The organism is Paenibacillus sp. Y859, assembly GCF_056786405.1.
Map to the genome: position 1 here is coordinate 29,226 of NZ_JBXCIZ010000005.1, position 19,300 is coordinate 48,525.

Genomic DNA, 19,300 nt, shown 5'->3' on the forward strand with positions numbered 1-19,300 from the left:
CCAGCGTTTGAGTCATTATGCTGTTATAAGGAGGTTGCGAATGAATGTTTCCAGTAGAACTCGTCAAATACTAGAACTATTACTTCGGAGCGACCGTGATCTTACAACATCAGAAATTGCGACTGACATTCATGTCAGTTCAAGAACTGTACATCGCGAATTAGTAGCGGTTGAGGATGTATTGCGTTCGAGTGGGATTATGTTAGTGAGGAAATCAGGCATTGGCATCCGTCTGCAAGGTGAGACGGCGAGACTAGAGGAGCTACGGCGCACTGTCTCTACCTCGGAACATACCGACTTCTCCCCTGGTGAAAGACAAATATATATATTGATTTTTCTTTTGGAGAACAATGAGCCAGTCAAGCTATTTACGTTGGCTCACGAGTTGAAAGTGACTGTCCCTACTGTGGTTAGTGATCTTGATGAACTTGCCAGTTGGGTTAAGAAATTTGGTGTAACTCTGATTCGAAGAAGAGGATATGGTGTCGAACTATCAGCTAAGGAAGAGTCGCTACGGGAGACGATACGGCAGCTAATTAAGCTGAGACTTGACGACGCAGAGTTAATTAGCTTCGATGACGAGCGATCGAATCATTCACTTGACAGGGAATTATTGATGATTGCAGGGAAAAAAGAGATGGCGGATGTCGAGGGCATCTTATGGAATTGGGAGGGGCACTGGGCCGAACGCTTAAGCGAGAATGCGTATACTGATTTGTTGATTCGGCTGTCCATTGCACTGCAGCGGATTCGCGCGGGTAAGACCGTTGATGCTCAATATGAAACGAAGCGGATAGAGAACCGCGTACCGCAGGACGAAACCGAGATACGCGTGCTGACGGAAATGCTGTCCAAACATATGGGTGCATCACTACCACCTGCTGAGATGTCCTATATATTAGGACTCTTGGAACATGCACAGCGTGAAGGTATGATGCTTCTGCCTGGGGATGATTTGGCACTAGCGGAAACGGTACGTTCTCTTATCCGACATATACAGCAGGTGATGGGAGTAGACTTCAGTGAAGATCGTTCTCTTCGGGAAGGGTTATTTGATCATATGAAAGTAGCTATTCAGAGGTTGCATGATGGCCTGAATATACGCAATCCACTTCTGGATCAGATAATAAGGGATTATGCCAGATTGTTTGGGATCGTACGCGAATCAACGAATAGCGTACTTCCCGAACTGGATGTGCCAAATGAGGAAATAGGATTCCTTGTCATGCACTTCGGGGCGTCGCTTGAGCGACTCAAACAGCTGCAGCGAGAAGTACGCGCCATATTGGTATGTACTAGCGGCATAGGTTCTTCCAAGCTACTGCAGATTCGACTTCAGAAGGAGCTTCCACAGATATACATTGTTGATCGGGTGTCATGGTATGAGGCATCCAGAATTCCGGAGAAGACGTATGATCTGATTATCTCTACGATTGATTTACCGCTTGATCCTGGGCAATATATGAAGGTTAGCCCACTCCTCACGTCTGGGGAATCAGAACGATTGCGATCCTTTATAAGGGAACAGACGCTGGATAGTATTGGTGCTAGCGTATCCATTGGTAAGGAAAAGATGACTTCGCAGCCCGCATTCGTTCATCTGCAAAGTTTGAATAATACGTTAAATGAAATCGTGCGATTGACCGAACAATTCAAAGTCATTCAGATCCAAGAGGGAAGTTATGAACTACGCGAGATACTAGAAGAGGCATGCCGATATGTGGAGGAGGAGGGCTTTATTATAAGCGCTTCTACTGTCACGAAACAATTGCTTGAACGTGAGCAAAGTGGAAGCCAAATGATTCCCGGCACTGCCCTTGCTCTGTTTCATACTCGGAGCCCTGAAGTGAAACAGTCATCTTTGTCGCTTTTTCGATTGGTTGGTTCGCTTCAGGTTGCGACGGTACCACCTTCGCAACTAAACCAGTTCTTGTTGATGCTTGCACCTCAGACGATGTCGCGAGAAAGCCTAGAAGTACTCAGCGAGATTAGCGCAATGCTACTTGATAGTGACATGATTGCACTGCTAGAAGCAGGTGAGGAAACAACGATTCGTAACTATTTGACAGTCCACTTAAAAATATTCTTCAATACAAAAATAGAAAGAGAGTGAAGATAAATGAATATACTTTCCCCGAATAAAGTGAAATTGAACGCAGTTGTTAACGATAAATACGAGGCGATTCGTATAGCTGGTGAACTGTTAGTGCAGGCTGGACACGTAGAGCTAAATTATATTGACAGTATGATTGAACGTGAAGACTCTCTTTCCACATATATGGGTGGTGGCCTTGCTATCCCGCACGGTACAAGCCAATCCAAGGGGTTCGTTAAATCCACAGGACTTTCTATTGTGCAGCTTCCTGAAGGTGTGGACTTCGGTGAGGGCGACATTGCGCATTTGGTCATCGGGATTGCGGCCATTGGGGATGATCACCTAGATATTCTGACCAACGTTGCAATGATTTGCTCAGATGATGAAAGTATTGAGCGGATTCTGAAAGCTTCAACTCCAGAAGAAATGATCGAAATTTTTGAAAAAGGAATGGAAGAAGAATGAAAGCCGTACATTTCGGAGCAGGTAACATTGGACGTGGTTTTATCGGAGTACTACTTTCACAATCTGGTTATGAGGTCATTTTCTCTGATGTGAATCAGACGCTCGTTGAAGAATTACAAAAGCGAGGTGAATATACAGTGACGCTGGCTGATGACGACAAAGAGCAACTGCATGTCGAAGGGGTAACCGCGATTGATGGGACGAATCTGGATGCAGTCGTTACGGCTGTTGCGGAAGCAGACTTGGTCACAACGGCCGTTGGTGTCAATATTCTAAAGCACATCGCTGCTGGGATTGCTCTTGGTATTGAGAAACGGATTGCCAATGGAGCAGGGAAATTGCATATCATTGCCTGTGAAAATACCATTGGTGGTAGCACTCAACTGAAGGAACATGTATATAGTCATCTAGATGAAGCATCTAAGTTGAAAGCTGCCGAATTTGTAGCGTTTCCAGATGCTGCTGTAGACCGAATCGTACCAATTCAGCATAATGCTGATCCGCTTGCGGTCATAGTTGAGCCATTCTATGAGTGGGTGGTCGATTCTTCTGCTATGTTTGAAGGCTATAAGCCAATTAAAGGTATCCACTACGTCGATAATCTTACTCCATTTATTGAACGCAAGTTGTTTACGGTCAATACAGGTCACTGTGCTGCGGCTTACATCGGCAACCTGAAAGGGTATGAGACGATCCAGCAAGCCATGGCCGATGACAGTGTTGTTGATGAAATAAAGGAAACATTGAGCGAGACAGGAGCTGTTCTTGTAGGTCAATATGGCTTTGACAAAGTAGAACATGGCAAATACATTGAAACCATTATTGGGCGTTTCCGTAATCCTCATCTAACCGATGAAGTGACACGGGTGGGCCGTTCACCGATCCGCAAGCTGTCACCGAATGACCGGCTTGTTAAGCCAGCTCTGCAAGCGCATGAAATGGGGATAGAGCCGAAACAGCTAGCTATGGTAATGGCTGCGGCTCTCCGCTTCGTTAATGAGGAAGACCCAGAATCGCTTATCCTTCAACAATCGATTAAGGATCAAGGTATCGGTCCAACAATCACAGAATACACATCCATTCCAGAAGGACATCCTGTGTATCGTCTCGTGATCGACAGTTACGATCAAATTTCTGCCCCGCGGGCATAACCAATGGATGGAGAGGAGTCAACATCATGACAAATATACTGACGGGTGTCGCTGCTTCCCCGGGAATTTCCATAGCTAAGGCATTCCGATATGCCAATACAGAACATATTCCGCAGAAGCAGAGTATTACCAATGTTGAATCGGAAGCTGAACGTTTTCGCCAAGCTGTAAAGGAATCAATAAGCGAGATTGACGAAATCCGTAAGCTCACAGAACAAAGGTTGGGTGCACAAAAAGCTGAAATTTTTGAAGCCCATATGTTCTTGTTGGAAGACCCTGATCTTATTGATGCATCACTGGACAAAATGGCTGAAGATCAATTAAATGCCGAATATGCATTGTACGAAGTGACTACTGGAGTCGTTGAAATGCTCCGAGAAATGGATAATGCTCTACTCCGCGAGCGAGCGATCGACGTGAAGGATGTATCGGGAAGGGTAATGAGTCATCTGATCGGTAAGCCGTACGCTACGCTATCCGGTATTTCTGAGGAAACAATCATCATTACAGAAGACTTAACACCTTCGGATACGGCACAGCTTGATCTAAATTATGTGCGGGGCTTTGTAACGGAAGTGGGAAGCCGCACTTCGCATTCTGCCATTATGGCGCGTTCACTGGAAGTTCCGGCTGTTGTCGGTGTGGGTATAGCGGCAGCCTCCATTGCCGATGGTACAATGATTATTATCGATGCGACGGAAGGCAATGTTATTGTAGATCCCTCTGAAGAAGAGTTATTAGAATATCGTGAGAAGAAGCAACGTTATGAAGAACGCAGAGTACAGTTGAAACTTTTAGCTGAGCAGCCTTCTGTATCCAAGGATGGACAGCATCTTGAGCTAGCGGCTAACATCGGTAGCATTGAAGATTTGGCGAAGGTACTTGAGAATGGTGCCGATGGCGTTGGTCTATTTCGTACAGAATTTATATATATGGGACGAAGTTCGTTTCCGACTGAAGAAGAACAGTATCAAATATATAAGCATGTTCTTGAAAAAATGAATGGCAAACGTGTTGTCATCCGAACACTAGATATCGGCGGCGACAAAGAGCTTCCTTATCTGGAGTTGCCCAAGGAAAGCAATCCGTTTCTCGGTCTTCGCGCTTTGCGGTTATGTTTGGAGCGTCAGGATCTATTCCGTACCCAATTGCGTGCCCTGCTACGGGCCAGTACGGCAGGTAAGCTGAACATCATGTTCCCTATGATTGCAGTACTGAGCGAACTGCGTGAGGCGAAGCATATTCTGGAAGAGGAGCGAGTCAAGCTTCAACAGGAAGGAATTGCTGTATCCGACAATATTGAGGTGGGCATGATGATTGAGATTCCAGCTGCTGCGCTGAATGCTGATCATTTCGCCAAAGAAGTCGACTTCTTCAGTATTGGAACGAATGATCTAATCCAATACACGATGGCGGCGGATCGGATGAATAAATCCGTAGCTTATCTTTATCAGCCTTATCATCCTTCGATCCTGCGACTTGTAAATATGGTCATCAAAGCGGCCGAGAGAGCTGGCAAATGGACCGGTATGTGCGGTGAGATGGCGGGCGAACTAACGGCGATTCCGCTATTGCTCGGCATGGGACTGAATGAATTCAGTATGAGTGCTGGTTCTGTTCTGTCTGCACGTGAGTTGATCGGTCAATTGTCCAAGAGTGAGTGGGCGGATCTCGCAGAAGAAGCACTAGTTATGGGAACGCAGGAAGAAGTTAAACAATTCGTAGAACAAAGGAGACATTTATAATGCTATCACAAACGTATACTATCATTCATCCATCTGGGTTCCATGCTCGTCCAACTAAAATGTTCGTTCAAGCTGCGACTCAGTTTCCATGCAAGGTAAGCTTGATCAAAGGCATAAAGAAGGTCAACGGAAAGAGCTCACTTAGTATGTTGGCGTTGGGTTTGGCAAAAGGTGATGATGTAACACTAGAAGTCGATGGTGAGCGCGAGGAAGAAGCGCTTCAGGAACTCGGTGGCCTGCTGACGAAGATTTACGAGGAATAAGGTGAATAGATTTATTGCAATATATCGTGTTATGAAAAGCAACGATTAACCCGAGAATAATGAAGAAATGCACCCCTTAGAATAGATAGTGGAGAAACCCTCAGGTTTAGCCGATAAAATTCTATGGAGTGCATTTCTATATGAGATTTTTTCGCATGAAATTATCCTTCTTTTTCGAACTTTAGTATGCCTTTTGGAAGAAATACGTCTTCTTGTTGTGCCGTCTTGATAACTCTAATAATTCCACGTGCTACTCCTAAGGTATAACCTAATACGATTCCTAATCCTACACCAATGAATAATACTGTTGGAGAAGATAATGTAGTGATATGTATCAAATTCTGCGAAATAAGATATCCTCCACCCATCCCTCCTAAAATGATAGCACCGAACACGAGAGTTCTTATCAATGGAGAACGGCTAAGTGCATTTTGTTTGCGATTCAATTGAATAACCTCCTCAACGAATAGTAGTAATCTTGTATCGAGTGCATTTAAGATGATGTCAGCCACATCTTTAAAAGAAAGATTTCTCTTCTCCAGAAGAAATAAGAATTCATCACCATAACGATCTCTCCACTTTTTCGGATATAGCTTCAACAGAAAATTCACGCTAATCCCAACCTTTTGAATCCTAGTGTTGAAACGGTCTGTAGTTCGTGTAATCTCTCTTTTAAGAACTCTCTACCTAACTCCGTAATACAATAGGGCTGAGTTCTATCACTGGTAGGAACGGCCTCAATTAAGCCCATCTTTTCCATTCTGCTAATGGCTCCATATAAAGTGCCTGGTCCAATACTGACATTATAGGAGGTCTTGATATCTTCCATGATGGCGTAACCATGCATATTGTTCTCCGCTACACTAATCAGAATGAATAGGGTAGGTTCTGAAAAGCGACCTAAAGATTTGACACTCACATTAACCATCTCCTGTTATTACGTTTGGCGGTATATCGTACAACGTAATAATAACTCATGTATATAATAACGTCAACTATATTATTCAATCATTTTAACAAACCGCCCAACGAATGACGTTGGACGGTTTGTTTTAAATTATTAAGAAAGTATAAGTTATTTGGAGGACGGTCTACTCTAACCTTTATGATATTTAAAAGTCTATCTATTTTTGCAGAGAGTGGCGATGTGAGAGTGACGAACAATGCTTCGTGATGAAGGTAGTGAAGGTGAGACAAGAATAGATGCATAAACTGCATTTAATTAGAAGGGAAAGTAGGAAACGAAGGAATTAGTTGTAAAAACCACAGTTAAAAATGGCGATAACGGTGAAAAGTGAGGATTCCAGTAATCTAGATGTACTCCATGCAACTAAAGTTAGCTTCAGAGGGATTGGCTTGAATTTAGATGTATTTAATGTACCTAATAGTGAATGGTGAAGGCGATTATTGGTGTTGTAGCTCCTACCTGTTAGAGATACAATGTACCACTGGCATAGGAAATGTAAACATCCTCACTATATGAAATCTTTAACTAAGAGCGCCGATCGGCGTTTTTCTTGATAGCGTTATTTTATTCAACAGGTTCGCTTAACTGGGTTAATTTTTTGTATTCTTTCACCATAAATACACGCCAACGCACGATCATTCCAAAAGCTAAGATGAAGAATATGGCGCCGGTCTGTGGAATGGTAACGTATTGTTCAATAATTTGGTGCAGGAACATACGAATCGTGAGCATTCCAAGTAAGATGAAAGTGAAGCTTCGTGATTGATCAGAGTAGATCTGACCATCCATGATTTTGAAACGAGTGCTGCGGATAAGTGGGTAGGAGAACACAAACCAACCGATCACAAAAGATATAGCAGCCCATAGCAGGGGAATATGCGTAAAAGGTGCAACGAACATGAGAAATCCCGTAGACATCCCAAGGGGTGGTATAATAATCTTTCTCATTGTGATAGGTGAACTGCTTGCTTTGGATCGAATGAATATAGCGAGTAGCGCTATAACAGCAGCTCCCAGAGTTGTTCCAAGCTGAAGAAGTGAGGGACTAATATTGAACAATTTGAGAACCCCTCCAATTAGTTTATAAGTATGTTTATTATATCATAAGGATAACTATTTTCAATTTGAAATGAATTGGAAGCTTGACAACTATAACTGTTATGCATACAATTACAGATGATAGGGAGCGATGAAATGAATAGTGAGTTTAATATTGCCGTCCATTGTTTAACCCTTCTTAGCTTAAGGAAAGATCAGATGGCTAATAGTGATGTCATTGCTAAGAGTGTATGTACTCATCCAGCACGTGTTCGCAAAGTACTTGGTTTGCTTCGGAAGCAAGGGTATGTAACGACGAAGGAAGGTGTTGGCGGTGGGTATCTGTTGAACATTGACAGTGCTGAGGTAACCCTTGGAGATCTGTATCGTCTACTTGCTCGTGGTTCACTGCAACCGAGTTGGTGTTCTGGAGGAGGGGAATCACCCTGCGTAGTATCTGAACACATTCAGGATATTATGGATCGAATTTATAGTGGTGGAGAATCGGCGCTAGAGCGTCATTACGATAAGATCACATTATTAGATGTAACGCGAGATATTCAATCGGTGACTAAATGATGGAATTCATAGTTATGACTTAGATAAGTCCTGCAAATCCGCAGGGCTATTTTTGTACATGAAATAATTCATATTGAATACATAGGAATAATGGCACTATTTTTAGATCATCATCGTCATCATTTTATTAGAAAAGGACGGTGGATCAAATGAAGGAAATCCCAGAAGCCTATGTAAAAGTGAATCAGACCGGTATCGTACTTTGTATTATATTAACAGCTGTGCTTAATCCTATTTAGGTCGCAGATTAATTTCACTAAACATTAACTTCAGTACATAAATATTTCACCACCTAATCCATCCATATTCCATGAAACATCTTAAATTTCGGATGTAATTCAGTGGAATAGGTATAGAGTGGCAATGTTAAAGTGACGAACAATGCTTCGCGCATGAAGGTAGTGAAGGTGGGACAGAACTATGCTTGAGTCTGTTGAGTTTCCTGCGTGTAATAGAGCTTGAATAGAATATCCTGATTGTAGTTACCGAATCCTGTACCGAACAGTGTGACACCGCCGATATGTTGAGCATCGTCAAGCACAGCAATGCGGAAGGACCATTGCTTATTTTCGATAGATAACTGATCTAGCTTCACATTGGAAATGAGGTGACCATCCATGAAGGTACCTTCATGTGTTACTCTAAGGCGCTTTAGAAGGCCATATTGGTTAACAACACTTGGCCACCATGTAGGTGTATGCTTACCGGGCTTATCTCCGAAATCTCCAGGGCTTGTCCAGCTACCAAGGAGAGTATCATTTAAATAAAAAGATAGGTCAGAAGGCCAATTATCATTCGTAAAGGGAGCCTCAGAGGATACTTCCAATGAAATTTCAAGCTCTTCTGGTTTTTGACTTGCGAGTAGGAAATTAGGTGCTTTATACTCGATGAAGCCCTGTCCGAACCATAATATTTTGGCGTGTACCCTTTCCGGATCTAAGAAATAGCGAGGCTCGTCAAATTCGCCTATGATATGATCTACAGTGGCTAGACCGCATGTAGGTGCAACATTGAAATCGGTATAGTGCCCTACAGACACAACTGTTTGATGGAATTCACGAACTTGATCTAGTGGTAAAGGCATCATAATTTCTAATTTGTCAGTAGCCAGTGAGCATATCTTCTGCACACCACCCTTACCAGGGACCATACGAGTCGAGATCAACTTAGCCTTTTCCAATTTTTTAACGTGCATAGTCATAATAGCACTACTAAGTCCTAGTGCTTCTGCTAACTCACGAATGTTCATATGTTGTTTGGCTAACAATTGAATCATATTTAATCTGACCTTACTTGCTAAAGCTTCATAGACAGGCAGAGAGTTCTCCGATATATCCAATTCCATCATAACTTCCAACCTCCATTCATTTATATATAATTGATTAACATATATATAAATATTATACACTGACAAATCGAAACTTAACAATTACATGTTTTATAACTTTTGGATATTGTTTCCTGAATTGTGGAGGTTAATAAAAAAGGATTGACACATGAGTCTATCCTCATTACAATATGATCATACCATACTAAACAGGTAGGAATAATAAAATATCGTTTCTTACCGTACAGACGGAGGAAATCACTTTCAAGGCTGCAATCACGGTTCAATGTGACCGGAATGACAGCATGTATAGGTGATATTTCTCTGTCTATTTTGTGTTCCTATTTGTAGAAGGTAGAGAAGAATAATGGGAGTGATAATGATGAAGAAAACGTTGAAACCAGGGATGATAATGGGACTACTACTACTACTACTACTACTGATGACTGTGGTGATAGCTGCATGTGGTAATAATACGACGAAGACAGATAATGCTGCAGCTCCAACTACTACGAATACACTGAAGACAGAAGAGGTAGAAAAATTGAAGGATGTAGAACTCCTGAACGTATCCTATGATCCAACACGTGAGTTATACGAAAGTTACAATAAAGCATTCGCCACCTATTGGGAGAAGGAACAGGGACAGAAGGTAACTATTAAGCAGTCACATGGCGGTTCAGGGAAACAAAGTAGAGCGGTTATTGATGGATTAGAAGCAGATGTGGTCACTTTAGCATTGGGATATGACATTGACGCTCTTCAAAAAGATGGTGTAATTAACGAAGGCTGGGAAAGTAAGTTCGAGCTGAATAGTTCACCTTATACTTCAACGATTGTGTTCTTAGTGAAAAAGGGAAATCCTAAAGATATTAAGGAATGGTCGGATTTAATCAAGGATGGTGTGGAAGTAATAACGCCTAACCCTAAGACTTCAGGTGGAGCACGCTGGAATTACCTTGCCGCATGGGGGTACGCTTTGCGTGAGAATGGAAATGATGAGGTCAAAGCGCAACAATTCGTCAAAAATCTATTCAAGAATGTTCCTGTATTAGATACTGGTGCACGCGGATCAACAACGACATTTGTAGAACGTGGTATAGGTGATGTATTACTTGCATGGGAGAACGAAGCTATTCTGTCAGTAAAAGAACTAGGTCCTGATAAGTTTGATATTGTGTATCCTTCCGTAAGTATTCAGGCTGAACCTCCAGTTGCTGTGGTCGATAAAGTGGTTGATAAACGGGGAACTCGAGAAGTGGCAGAGGCCTACTTGCAATATTTGTACACAGAAGAAGGGCAGACGATCGCAGCTGAGAACTATTACCGTCCTACACTCGATAGTGTGAAAGAGAAATATAAAGATAACTTCCCTAATGTTGAATTATTCACTTTAAAAGATGTGTTCGGTACATGGGAAGAAACCCAGGAGAAGCATTTCAATGACGGAGGCGTATTTGATCAAATATACGTGCCTGGTAAATAGCTTGAAGCTGAACAACCTCATAAAGTCGAAGGTAAGGAAAGGAACATAGAAATGAGTCATGTTAAAAGGTCTCAGCGTAAAGTCATTCCCGGATTTGGACTGACTATGGGGTTTAGCGTCTTTTATCTTAGTATGGTGGTGCTTATCCCTTTAGCCGCGCTACTCTTTAACTCTACGGGGCTCACTTGGGATAAATTCTGGCAGGTAGCGACTGATCCCCGTGTATTAGCATCTTATCGAATTAGTTTCACGACTGCGGCAGTAGCTGCACTACTGGATGCTATACTTGGCTTGCTTCTAGCATGGGTACTGGTACGATACGAATTTCCTGGTAAATCCGTGTTCGATGCCCTCATTGATCTTCCCTTTGCATTGCCTACAGCAGTAGCAGGTGTATCTCTAACCGCTCTATATTCGCAGAATGGATGGATAGGTTCGTACTTAGAGCCTTTAGGGTTAAAAGTAGCGTTTACTCCCGTAGGGATCACTCTAGCTCTGATGTTTATTGGTATTCCTTTCGTGGTTCGTACCGTGCAGCCCGTGCTTGAGGATATGGAAAAAGATGCTGAAGAAGCAGCGGCAACATTGGGTGCGGGACGTTTACGTACATTCTGCACAGTATTATTGCCCCATTTGTTACCGCCGCTACTGACTGGCTTTGCTTTAGCTTTTGCACGGGGGATAGGGGAATATGGTTCGGTCGTATTTATCTCTGGAAATATGCCTATGAGAACGGAAATTGCCCCGCTTCTGATCATGTCAAAGCTCGAGCAGTATGATTATGCTGGTGCTACCGCAGTCGCTATACTTTTATTGCTTATTTCATTCTTATTGCTATTGATGATTAATACATTACAACGTTGGGTGCGGCGGACCTCCCGCTGATCAAGAGAGAAATAGTCACTAATTTGATAAAAGGAGGGTGGGATCATGGTGGGAATTGCACCCGTAATCGCTACACCTACTGTAAAAGGGATCACCTCTCCGGCAACAACCGAAGCGGGTTGGGTTAAATGGCTTCTGATCATTTCGGCAGGATTGGTATTAATATGGTTAATTGTATTGCCACTTGTTATGGTACTAACAGAAGCTTTGAAAAAGGGATGGTCGGTCTATGCAGCCGCACTTACGGACCCAGATGCGATGTCTGCTTTAAGGCTCACATTGGTTGTTGCATTGATTACTGTACCATTGAATACCGTGTTTGGCGTTGTTGCTGCATGGGCAGTAACGAAGTTTAAATTTCGAGGCAAGGGGCTTTTAATAACGTTGATTGATCTTCCATTTGCTGTTTCACCTGTTATAGGGGGATTGATCTACGTCTTGGTATTTGGCGCGCATGGCTGGTTCGGACCGTGGCTTAGCGCTCATGATATCAAAGTTATATTTGCTGTACCTGGCATTGTCTTGGCGACACTATTCGTAACTTTTCCCTTTGTGGCTAGAGAACTAATTCCACTTATGGAGGATCAAGGACAACAGGAAGAAGAGGCTGCTGTTACATTGGGTGCAGGAGGATGGACGATCTTTTTCAAAGTGACGTTGCCTAATATTAAATGGGGGCTGCTCTATGGAATTATACTGTGTAATGCTAGAGCGATGGGAGAATTCGGTGCCGTCTCGGTTGTTTCGGGACATATTCGCGGAGAGACGAATACGTTGCCGCTACATGTTGAAATTCTGTACAATGAATATCAATTCTCTGCCTCATTTGCAGTCGCATCATTATTGCTTCTATTAGCTATGGTGACGTTACTATTGAAGGGATGGTTTTCCCGGAAGAATGTCTATTGACAACACTTTACAGCCCATGATAAAGTTAATTCATACTAAACAGGTTGGATAAGAATGATATTAAATTCAAATGAATATAAGTAATAATTATGTAGATTCACTACCCTGGGGAGGAGGCAACACGATGGCAAAACCACTTCAAATCGATGAGGTATGGCTGGGACGTATTACGGAACTGCTGAATGATATGGAATTCGGATCACTCCAGATCGTAGTGCATGAAGGACAGATCGTACAGATGGAACGAACGGAACGAAAGCGCTTTGAGAATAAGCCCTCAGGGGTTGTCAGAACTAGTACTGTTCATCGTCAAGGTTCTCGGCACCCTAGAAAATCTAGTTCTAGCTAATGGATACTTGAAGATAAGGTTCTAACCAACCTCCTTAAGATAATAGCCCCGTTGTCGAAGGCGAAAGCTTCCTAGTTATAGAAGCGTTCGAACGGCAACGGGGCTATTTAAGATTGTTCAAGATAATGGGATTCGTAGGATCAGTTATTCACCCTTCGATCGTGATTCAACTTCAATGACAAGATCACGACCAGCGTAGGGTCTGTCCCTGCGGGTGCGTGTTGTGGTAAGGCTAAAACCTGCCACATAGAGGATCCCCTGTGCAGCAACAATATAAAGTGCTGAATTCAATCCAAACAGGTGAAATAAGGTAGCTGCAGAGATCAATATATACAGAATGGTATGGACAATAACATTTGTCTTTCGTCGAGTATACATGAACACGAGGTAAAGGGAAGCTGTTGCTACAAGGCAAGAGATAAAGCGGGCCCATGCATTAACGATATCCCAGGGCGAGGAGTCCCAGCTTGATAATTTAGAGAGAGTATCTGAAAGCTGTAAGCTCCACAATAGAATAGCAACCACGGTCATAAAAGGAAGAGCGGGCTTCAATAATATCCAGAAGCTAAAGCCCCAGCTCGGACGTTCCCATTTACGCAAGAGAGTGCTTTGTTCCTCAATCCGTCGATTGACCTCGCGCACCCAAGTTTTATAAAGCATTGATAAACGAGACTGATCTCGCTCTCTTATGTAAGCATCCATCTGTTCTTGGAGATTGCTTGTAAGTAGTGGTGCTGCCTTACATTCTTCCAGTAGAAATATCAGATGACTTATTTCCTCGTGGCTAGGATTCTCACGCTCCATCATTTCTCCAAGAGGACCGGTTACACGGCTATACAACAACAAAGATTGTTGTAGTCGTTCTAATTGTTCTTTGCCTGCCATTCTTAAATGTAGAGCTGTACGTATATACATCCATATAAATAGAATAATAGCTATACCAGCAGCTATCATGGCTTCAATTGAATTTGAGAAAGTATTAATGATTTCCTTAACCGTAAGGGACAACTTGATTCCCCCTTCATTATTCTATATTCACTATTACACAAGAACATTGATATTACAAGGCGATGAAGGCTCTAGTTGAGAGTTTATATTCTCTATAACCTAAGTCTATTCTACGAGCCGATCATGACTTCTATACAATATATATAACCTATTTATGGGCATTTGTGAATATGGAGAGCTGATGTAAAGAGGTGTAACCTCGCTCCCAAAGTGGTAAGATAATAGGATGAATCTTAAGATAGGTGTTCGAAAGAGAACCTTTTGAACAACCACTTAAAATAGATGGCTCGTAGTATGGCCTGATTAATAGTAGGAAGAAGGAATATATGATGAATTCAAAAGTGGTGTTGTTCGGAGCCAATGGGACAATAGGACAGCTTATTATGAAAGAAGCGCTTGATCGCGGATATGAAGTTACTGCTGTGGTACGAGATCGTACGTTGCTGACAGAGTTATATGAGAATCTACATGTAGTAGAAGGAAACGTGATGGATTGTGATGATGTTACAGCTATTTGTGAAGGACATCAGGCTGTCATCAGCGCATTTGGTCCTGTACGTGGAGAGGAAGATGGATTAGTGAAAGCGGCTCATTCACTACTTGAGGGTGTGCGTCGTTCGGGTGTATCCAGACTTCTTGTAGTAGGTGAAGCAGGAAGCCTCAAGGTTGCATCGGGTATCCAGTGGATGAATACGGAAGAATATCCTGTAGAATCGAAACCGTTAGCCATTGCCCATGAGCAGGCTTATGAAATATATAGTAACTCTGACGTGGACTGGACGTATTGTAGCCCTCCGGCTCATATGACTTATGGACGCCGCGTCGGTCAATTTAGAATTGGTATGGACATGCTTATTCTGGATGAAGGCGATAGAAGTTCTATCTCCGCAGCAGATTATGCTGTAGCGTTGATTGATGAGCTAGAAGATCCTTATTTCGTGCGTGCTCGATTTACAGTGGCATACTAAGGAGTCACGATAATGATATGTTTAATTCATGCAACATAGTTAATGGAATAAAGGTGGCTACGAAATGATACTTGAATCAGCTGTTTTGCATATAAAGCCAGGGTTAGGAGAAGACTTCGAGTATAACTTCAGACAAGCATCTAAGATTATTTCAAGTATGAAGGGATACATCCATCATGAATTGCAGAAATGTATGGAGCAAGACAATAAGTACATTCTGTTAGTACGCTGGGAAACCCTAGAAGACCATACGGTTGGATTTAGAGAATCTGCGGAGTATCAGGATTGGAAAAGCCTATTACATCATTTCTATGATCCGTTCCCAGTAGTGGAGCATTATATCGATATTGATTTAGACAAGTAGAAACGGCTATGCCGTCCTTTTTTCAAGAAGGTTATTGCTTTCTTATATTTTTAAATAATAGCTTCTTAAGACTTAGAAAAGTCTAAAGAAGCTATTATTTATGTGATGTCATGTTTGGGGATTAGTCTATCCAAGCCACCCATGTATGGGCGCAGTGCCTTGGGAATATATATTGAGCCATCCTCTAATTGGTGGTTCTCCAACAGTGGAATCAGAATACGCGGGGATGCAACGGCTGTATTATTTAGCGTGTGGCAATATTGTAGCTTCCCGTCGGCATCTCGGTATCTTATATTTGAACGACGAGCCTGGAAATCTAAAACATTGGAAGATGAATGCGTCTCCCCGTAGGCTTGACGGCTGGGCATCCATGTCTCGATATCATATTGCTTATACGTTTTTTGCGACATATCTCCTGTGCATACGGACATCACCCGATAAGGAAGCTCTAATAATTGAAGAATTTCCTCCGCATGACCTGTAATTTCCTGCAATATTCGCTCCGATACTTCAGCATTATTTTCACAGAGCACGACTTGCTCCACTTTGGCGAACTGATGCACTCGGTATAGACCTCGAACATCTCGCCCTGCTGATCCAATCTCTTTACGGAAGCAGGCCGACATACCAGCAAGTTTGATCGGTTCTGTCACATCAATGATCTCATCGCTATAATACGATACTAACGATACTTCAGAGGTTCCTACTAACCACTTGTCCTCGCCTGAGATCTCAAACGTCTGATCCTGTCCTGTTGGGAAGAAACCTGTCTTTGTAAGTGCTTCGGGCCGAACCATCACTGGAACGTCCATCGCTGTGAATCCATATGACGTAAGTAGGTCCAATGCCAAACGCTGAACGGCTAGATGTAAATACAGACCTGAGCCCTTGAGGAAATAATTCCGGCTCCCAGCAGTCTTCACACCCCGTGGAATATCAATAAGATCATGGAGTTCTCCTAATTGAACGTGATCTTGTGTCTGAAAGGAGAATGATGGTGGAGTTCCGACTTGTCTTATCTCCATATTGTCGCTATCATCTCTGCCGAAGGGTGTGTCAGGAGAGACGATGTTAGGTACTAACGTCATGCGTTCTTCACATTGTTGAGCGGCATGAGTTAATTCAGATTCAATTACACTCAACTGCATATTGATCTCTTTTACTTGTTCTTTAAGAGGTTCAGAATCTGGCTGCCTTCCTTGTTGCATAGCTGTAGCGACAGCTTGAGTCAGTCGGTTACGATGAGCTCTTAAATCTTCAGTCTGCTTCAATAGATCGCGTCTCTTCAGATCCCAGTTCAGTAAATCGGTGACTGAAAGATCTATTCTTTTCTGTTCAGCCGTTCTTTGTACCAAGTCCGGATTGTCCCGGATAAATCGGATGTCTAGCATGTCTCACGAGCTCCTTTGTTAGTAAAATGCACAAAAACGCCCTCATCCTTTGGGACGAGGAGCGTCTGCTCGCGGTGCCACCCAACTTGATCGAATCTGTCTATGACAGTATTCGATCCTCTTTTGGTTCCGCGGTAACGGACGGATGCCGGTTAACTTAGGGAGAGGAAATACGTTCTCCGGTCGCTAACGCCTCACAGTTGGATGCTGATCATAGGCGCAATATCACTGTTCAATTCTTTGTGGATTATTATAGCGTATCCGAGGAATAAGTACAATATGCATTTGCTAATTCAGACCATAATTGAAATACATTTTGTCTAAAGAAGGAAACCAAATCCATATTTATACGTTAGTGTAAGAGAGGAGGGATTTATTATGAAGAAAAAGACCAAAGTGATGACAAAGGCGATCATCGCGGGTTCAGTGATACTAACCTGTTCTCTATTATTAATGGCTTCAGGCTGTTCACCAGAAAGTGATGAGACGGCTGCGATAAACGTAGGTAAGAGTTTAAAAATGATGCAATACCAGGTTAAAGTTGTGGATATCGAAACGGAGACAGAAGATATGTTGGAGGCAATAGAGGCAAAATTGAAGGTAGAAGAAGCATTCAAGCCATTATTGACAGAAAGGGGATACGAAGGTTTCGTAGCCAACAGACAAAGCGCAATAGCTTCACAGTATGCAAGTAGGAATATGGTTAATATGCAAGTGAAACAAATTCAATTCGAAAATATGAAACAAGATAATATGGAAAAGGATACATTCTCCTTTAGCTATAGCATAGATATTGAAATAAGCCCCTCAGAACTAACTTCGTCCCGTGGCCATAGTGTAATCACCAAAACAGGACATATGACAGTCGTGAAAGAGGATAACCAATGGAAAGTATTAAAAGACCTAGACAAGGGGTTCTTCGGGGATGAATTAATGATAGATGAATGAAAATATAATGGTGTGTGTAATAACGTAAGTATTCTAACGGAAGCAGAAGACCTTATTGGGCTGAAAACAGTACTTTTGAATTTCTAAGGGAACTGAGTGACCTTATATGGCCATTTCCTCTGGATTTAGGTCGTTTATTTGCATATAGAGGCGTGTATTTCCGTTAGAATTTCATAGAGGCGTTGTTTCACGAAATAGTGTCTGTGGGTGCCGTTAGAAATCCAATTATAAAAGAAGAGGATGGGTATGGAGCATAAGCCCCTTCCCACCCTCGCTAGTTACTATAATCATACTTATTACAGATCGTCAAACCCGTTATCGTCGCCCACTTTACCGTAGTTACGAGATTTAGCTTCGAAGAAATCCGTCTTCGTTGAATTCAGAGCGTCATCAGAGAAAGGCTTAATCCAAGGCATACAATTCACATCCACACCTTCATAAGCTTTGTCCATCCCCATTAAAGTAAGACGCTTATTCGCTGTATATTTGATGTAATCCTCCAATTCATTCAAGTCAATTCCACGAATATTGCTAAGAGTATAATGTGCCCAATTGATCTCTAATTGAACAGCTTCGTCAATCGTTTTGTATACATAAGCGATGTTCTCTTTCGTGTTAAGCTCTGGGAAATCAAGAAGAAGTTGCTTGAACACCTCAGCAAAGAAATAGCAATGCTGATTCTCATCACGTTGAATATAAGAGATCATTTGGCTAGTACCCATCATTTTTTGATCGCGAGCCAAGTTATAGAAGAAAGCAAACGTACTATAGAAGAAGATACCTTCCAAAATCAAATCCGCAACCATAGCGTGGAAGAACGTTTGTGGAGACTGCTCATCCCGGAAGGTTTGATAAATATTTGAAATAAAACGATTGCGTTCTAGAAGAACCGGATCATGCTTCCAATACTCAAAAATCTCCTTCTGCTCTTGATCAGAAACAATCGAAGAAAGAACATACGAATAAGATTGGTTATGGACAACTTCTTGTTGAGCAATAATAGCTGAGATCGCTTCTAATGAGGAATCAGTAAAATATCTTTTTACATCCCCGACAAACATCGTCTGCATAGAATCCAATACAGCAAGTAATGAAATATTAATCTTGAATACGCGTTGCTCTTCAGGATCCAATCCTGCAAACTGCTGTGCATCCTTAGACATCGGAATTTCATCGGCAATCCAGTGATTTAACAATAGGACCTTATATAATTTATACATATGAGGCATACGAATATCGTTCCAGTTCAGAATACCCGAGCATTCACCTTGAATAATTTTTGTAGATTGGTTTGGTGCTTCCGTGTTGAAAATTTGTTGCAATTTCATTTCTATTACTCCTTTTATTAAAAGTACTTTTAAT

General features: G+C 42.2%; 21 protein-coding genes. 14 read left to right on the plus strand and 7 right to left on the minus strand.

All coding sequences use genetic code 11. The features are described 5' to 3' along the window. Positions 1–40 precede the first annotated feature (40 nt). Genes AC1TO8_RS12710 through AC1TO8_RS12730 form a run of 5 tightly spaced genes read left to right on the plus strand, consistent with a single transcriptional unit; the run spans position 41 to position 5,719 of the window. Entirely contained in the window at positions 41–2,113 is a 2,073-nt protein-coding gene (locus AC1TO8_RS12710) for a BglG family transcription antiterminator (protein WP_482055995.1), read from the plus strand. Positions 2,114–2,119: 6 nt separating this feature from the next. After that, positions 2,120–2,560 carry a PTS mannitol transporter subunit IIA gene (locus AC1TO8_RS12715; protein ID WP_482055996.1) on the plus strand — a complete coding sequence of 147 codons (441 nt, stop codon included), beginning with the start codon at positions 2,120–2,122 and terminating at the stop codon, positions 2,558–2,560. Then, a complete protein-coding gene (locus AC1TO8_RS12720) occupies positions 2,557–3,711 on the plus strand; it encodes a mannitol-1-phosphate 5-dehydrogenase (RefSeq protein WP_482055997.1) in 1,155 nt (384 codons plus the stop codon). The genes AC1TO8_RS12715 and AC1TO8_RS12720 overlap by 4 nt, the downstream gene beginning before the upstream one ends. Before the next feature lie 26 nt (positions 3,712–3,737). Next, positions 3,738–5,456: a phosphoenolpyruvate--protein phosphotransferase gene (gene ptsP / locus AC1TO8_RS12725; RefSeq protein WP_482055998.1), complete on the plus strand. Its 1,719-nt coding sequence runs from the start codon at positions 3,738–3,740 to the stop codon at positions 5,454–5,456. Next, a complete protein-coding gene (locus tag AC1TO8_RS12730) occupies positions 5,456–5,719 on the plus strand; it encodes an HPr family phosphocarrier protein (protein ID WP_482055999.1) in 264 nt (87 codons plus the stop codon). The genes ptsP and AC1TO8_RS12730 overlap by 1 nt, the downstream gene beginning before the upstream one ends. A gap of 161 nt (positions 5,720–5,880) precedes the next feature. On the opposite strand, the gene AC1TO8_RS12735 is transcribed toward AC1TO8_RS12730, so the two are convergent. Together AC1TO8_RS12735 and AC1TO8_RS12740 are read right to left on the minus strand one after the other, a co-directional pair. Then, the gene (locus AC1TO8_RS12735) at positions 5,881–6,330 is read right to left on the minus strand and encodes a hypothetical protein (RefSeq protein WP_482056000.1); all 450 of its coding nucleotides are present in this window, start codon (positions 6,328–6,330) and stop codon (positions 5,881–5,883) included. Further along, positions 6,327–6,638, minus strand: a complete 312-nt coding sequence (locus tag AC1TO8_RS12740; protein WP_482056001.1) for a PadR family transcriptional regulator — start codon at positions 6,636–6,638, stop codon at positions 6,327–6,329. The genes AC1TO8_RS12735 and AC1TO8_RS12740 overlap by 4 nt, the downstream gene beginning before the upstream one ends. A gap of 356 nt (positions 6,639–6,994) precedes the next feature. On the opposite strand from AC1TO8_RS12740, the gene AC1TO8_RS12745 reads away from it, so the two are divergent. After that, positions 6,995–7,117 carry a hypothetical protein gene (locus tag AC1TO8_RS12745; RefSeq protein ID WP_482056002.1) on the plus strand — a complete coding sequence of 41 codons (123 nt, stop codon included), beginning with the start codon at positions 6,995–6,997 and terminating at the stop codon, positions 7,115–7,117. Positions 7,118–7,250: 133 nt separating this feature from the next. Here the strand turns inward: AC1TO8_RS12745 and AC1TO8_RS12750 are convergent, their stop codons facing one another. Further along, positions 7,251–7,745, minus strand: a complete 495-nt coding sequence (locus tag AC1TO8_RS12750) for a CcdC family protein (protein ID WP_482056003.1) — start codon at positions 7,743–7,745, stop codon at positions 7,251–7,253. 135 nt (positions 7,746–7,880) lie between these two features. Here AC1TO8_RS12750 and AC1TO8_RS12755 point away from each other — a divergent pair, with 135 nt between their 5' ends. Further along, positions 7,881–8,303 carry an Rrf2 family transcriptional regulator gene (locus tag AC1TO8_RS12755; RefSeq protein ID WP_482056004.1) on the plus strand — a complete coding sequence of 141 codons (423 nt, stop codon included), beginning with the start codon at positions 7,881–7,883 and terminating at the stop codon, positions 8,301–8,303. Between the two features lie 418 nt (positions 8,304–8,721). On the opposite strand, the gene AC1TO8_RS12760 is transcribed toward AC1TO8_RS12755, so the two are convergent. Beyond that, positions 8,722–9,648 (minus strand): ArsR/SmtB family transcription factor, encoded by a 927-nt coding sequence (locus tag AC1TO8_RS12760; protein ID WP_482056252.1) that lies wholly within the window; start codon positions 9,646–9,648, stop codon positions 8,722–8,724. 364 nt (positions 9,649–10,012) lie between these two features. Between AC1TO8_RS12760 and AC1TO8_RS12765 the strand changes: the two genes are divergently transcribed. The 4 genes from AC1TO8_RS12765 (at position 10,013) to AC1TO8_RS12780 (ending at position 13,259) form a co-directional block, all read left to right on the plus strand. Further along, on the plus strand, positions 10,013–11,116 hold the full coding sequence (locus AC1TO8_RS12765) for a sulfate ABC transporter substrate-binding protein (protein ID WP_482056253.1): 1,104 nt from the start codon (positions 10,013–10,015) through the stop codon (positions 11,114–11,116). Between the two features lie 51 nt (positions 11,117–11,167). Further along, complete coding sequence (gene cysT, locus AC1TO8_RS12770; RefSeq protein WP_482056005.1) at positions 11,168–12,001, plus strand: sulfate ABC transporter permease subunit CysT; 834 nt, start codon at positions 11,168–11,170, stop codon at positions 11,999–12,001. 45 nt (positions 12,002–12,046) lie between these two features. Beyond that, positions 12,047–12,910, plus strand: a complete 864-nt coding sequence (gene cysW, locus AC1TO8_RS12775; protein WP_482056006.1) for a sulfate ABC transporter permease subunit CysW — start codon at positions 12,047–12,049, stop codon at positions 12,908–12,910. Positions 12,911–13,034: 124 nt separating this feature from the next. After that, a complete protein-coding gene (locus AC1TO8_RS12780; RefSeq protein ID WP_482056007.1) occupies positions 13,035–13,259 on the plus strand; it encodes a YezD family protein in 225 nt (74 codons plus the stop codon). Between the two features lie 144 nt (positions 13,260–13,403). On the opposite strand, the gene AC1TO8_RS12785 is transcribed toward AC1TO8_RS12780, so the two are convergent. Further along, positions 13,404–14,267 carry a hypothetical protein gene (locus AC1TO8_RS12785; protein ID WP_482056008.1) on the minus strand — a complete coding sequence of 288 codons (864 nt, stop codon included), beginning with the start codon at positions 14,265–14,267 and terminating at the stop codon, positions 13,404–13,406. 326 nt (positions 14,268–14,593) lie between these two features. Between AC1TO8_RS12785 and AC1TO8_RS12790 the strand changes: the two genes are divergently transcribed. After that, on the plus strand, positions 14,594–15,235 hold the full coding sequence (locus tag AC1TO8_RS12790; protein WP_482056009.1) for an NAD(P)-dependent oxidoreductase: 642 nt from the start codon (positions 14,594–14,596) through the stop codon (positions 15,233–15,235). Positions 15,236–15,299: 64 nt separating this feature from the next. Further along, on the plus strand, positions 15,300–15,599 hold the full coding sequence (locus tag AC1TO8_RS12795) for an antibiotic biosynthesis monooxygenase family protein (protein WP_482056010.1): 300 nt from the start codon (positions 15,300–15,302) through the stop codon (positions 15,597–15,599). Between the two features lie 98 nt (positions 15,600–15,697). Here the strand turns inward: AC1TO8_RS12795 and serS are convergent, their stop codons facing one another. Continuing rightward, a complete protein-coding gene (gene serS / locus AC1TO8_RS12800; protein WP_482056011.1) occupies positions 15,698–16,990 on the minus strand; it encodes a serine--tRNA ligase in 1,293 nt (430 codons plus the stop codon). Positions 16,991–17,368: 378 nt separating this feature from the next. On the opposite strand from serS, the gene AC1TO8_RS12805 reads away from it, so the two are divergent. Beyond that, positions 17,369–17,938, plus strand: coding sequence for a hypothetical protein (locus AC1TO8_RS12805; RefSeq protein WP_482056012.1), 570 nt, complete (start codon positions 17,369–17,371; stop codon positions 17,936–17,938). Positions 17,939–18,234: 296 nt separating this feature from the next. Here the strand turns inward: AC1TO8_RS12805 and AC1TO8_RS12810 are convergent, their stop codons facing one another. Beyond that, positions 18,235–19,266, minus strand: coding sequence for a ribonucleotide-diphosphate reductase subunit beta (locus AC1TO8_RS12810; RefSeq protein ID WP_482056013.1), 1,032 nt, complete (start codon positions 19,264–19,266; stop codon positions 18,235–18,237). Positions 19,267–19,300: the final 34 nt, after the last annotated feature.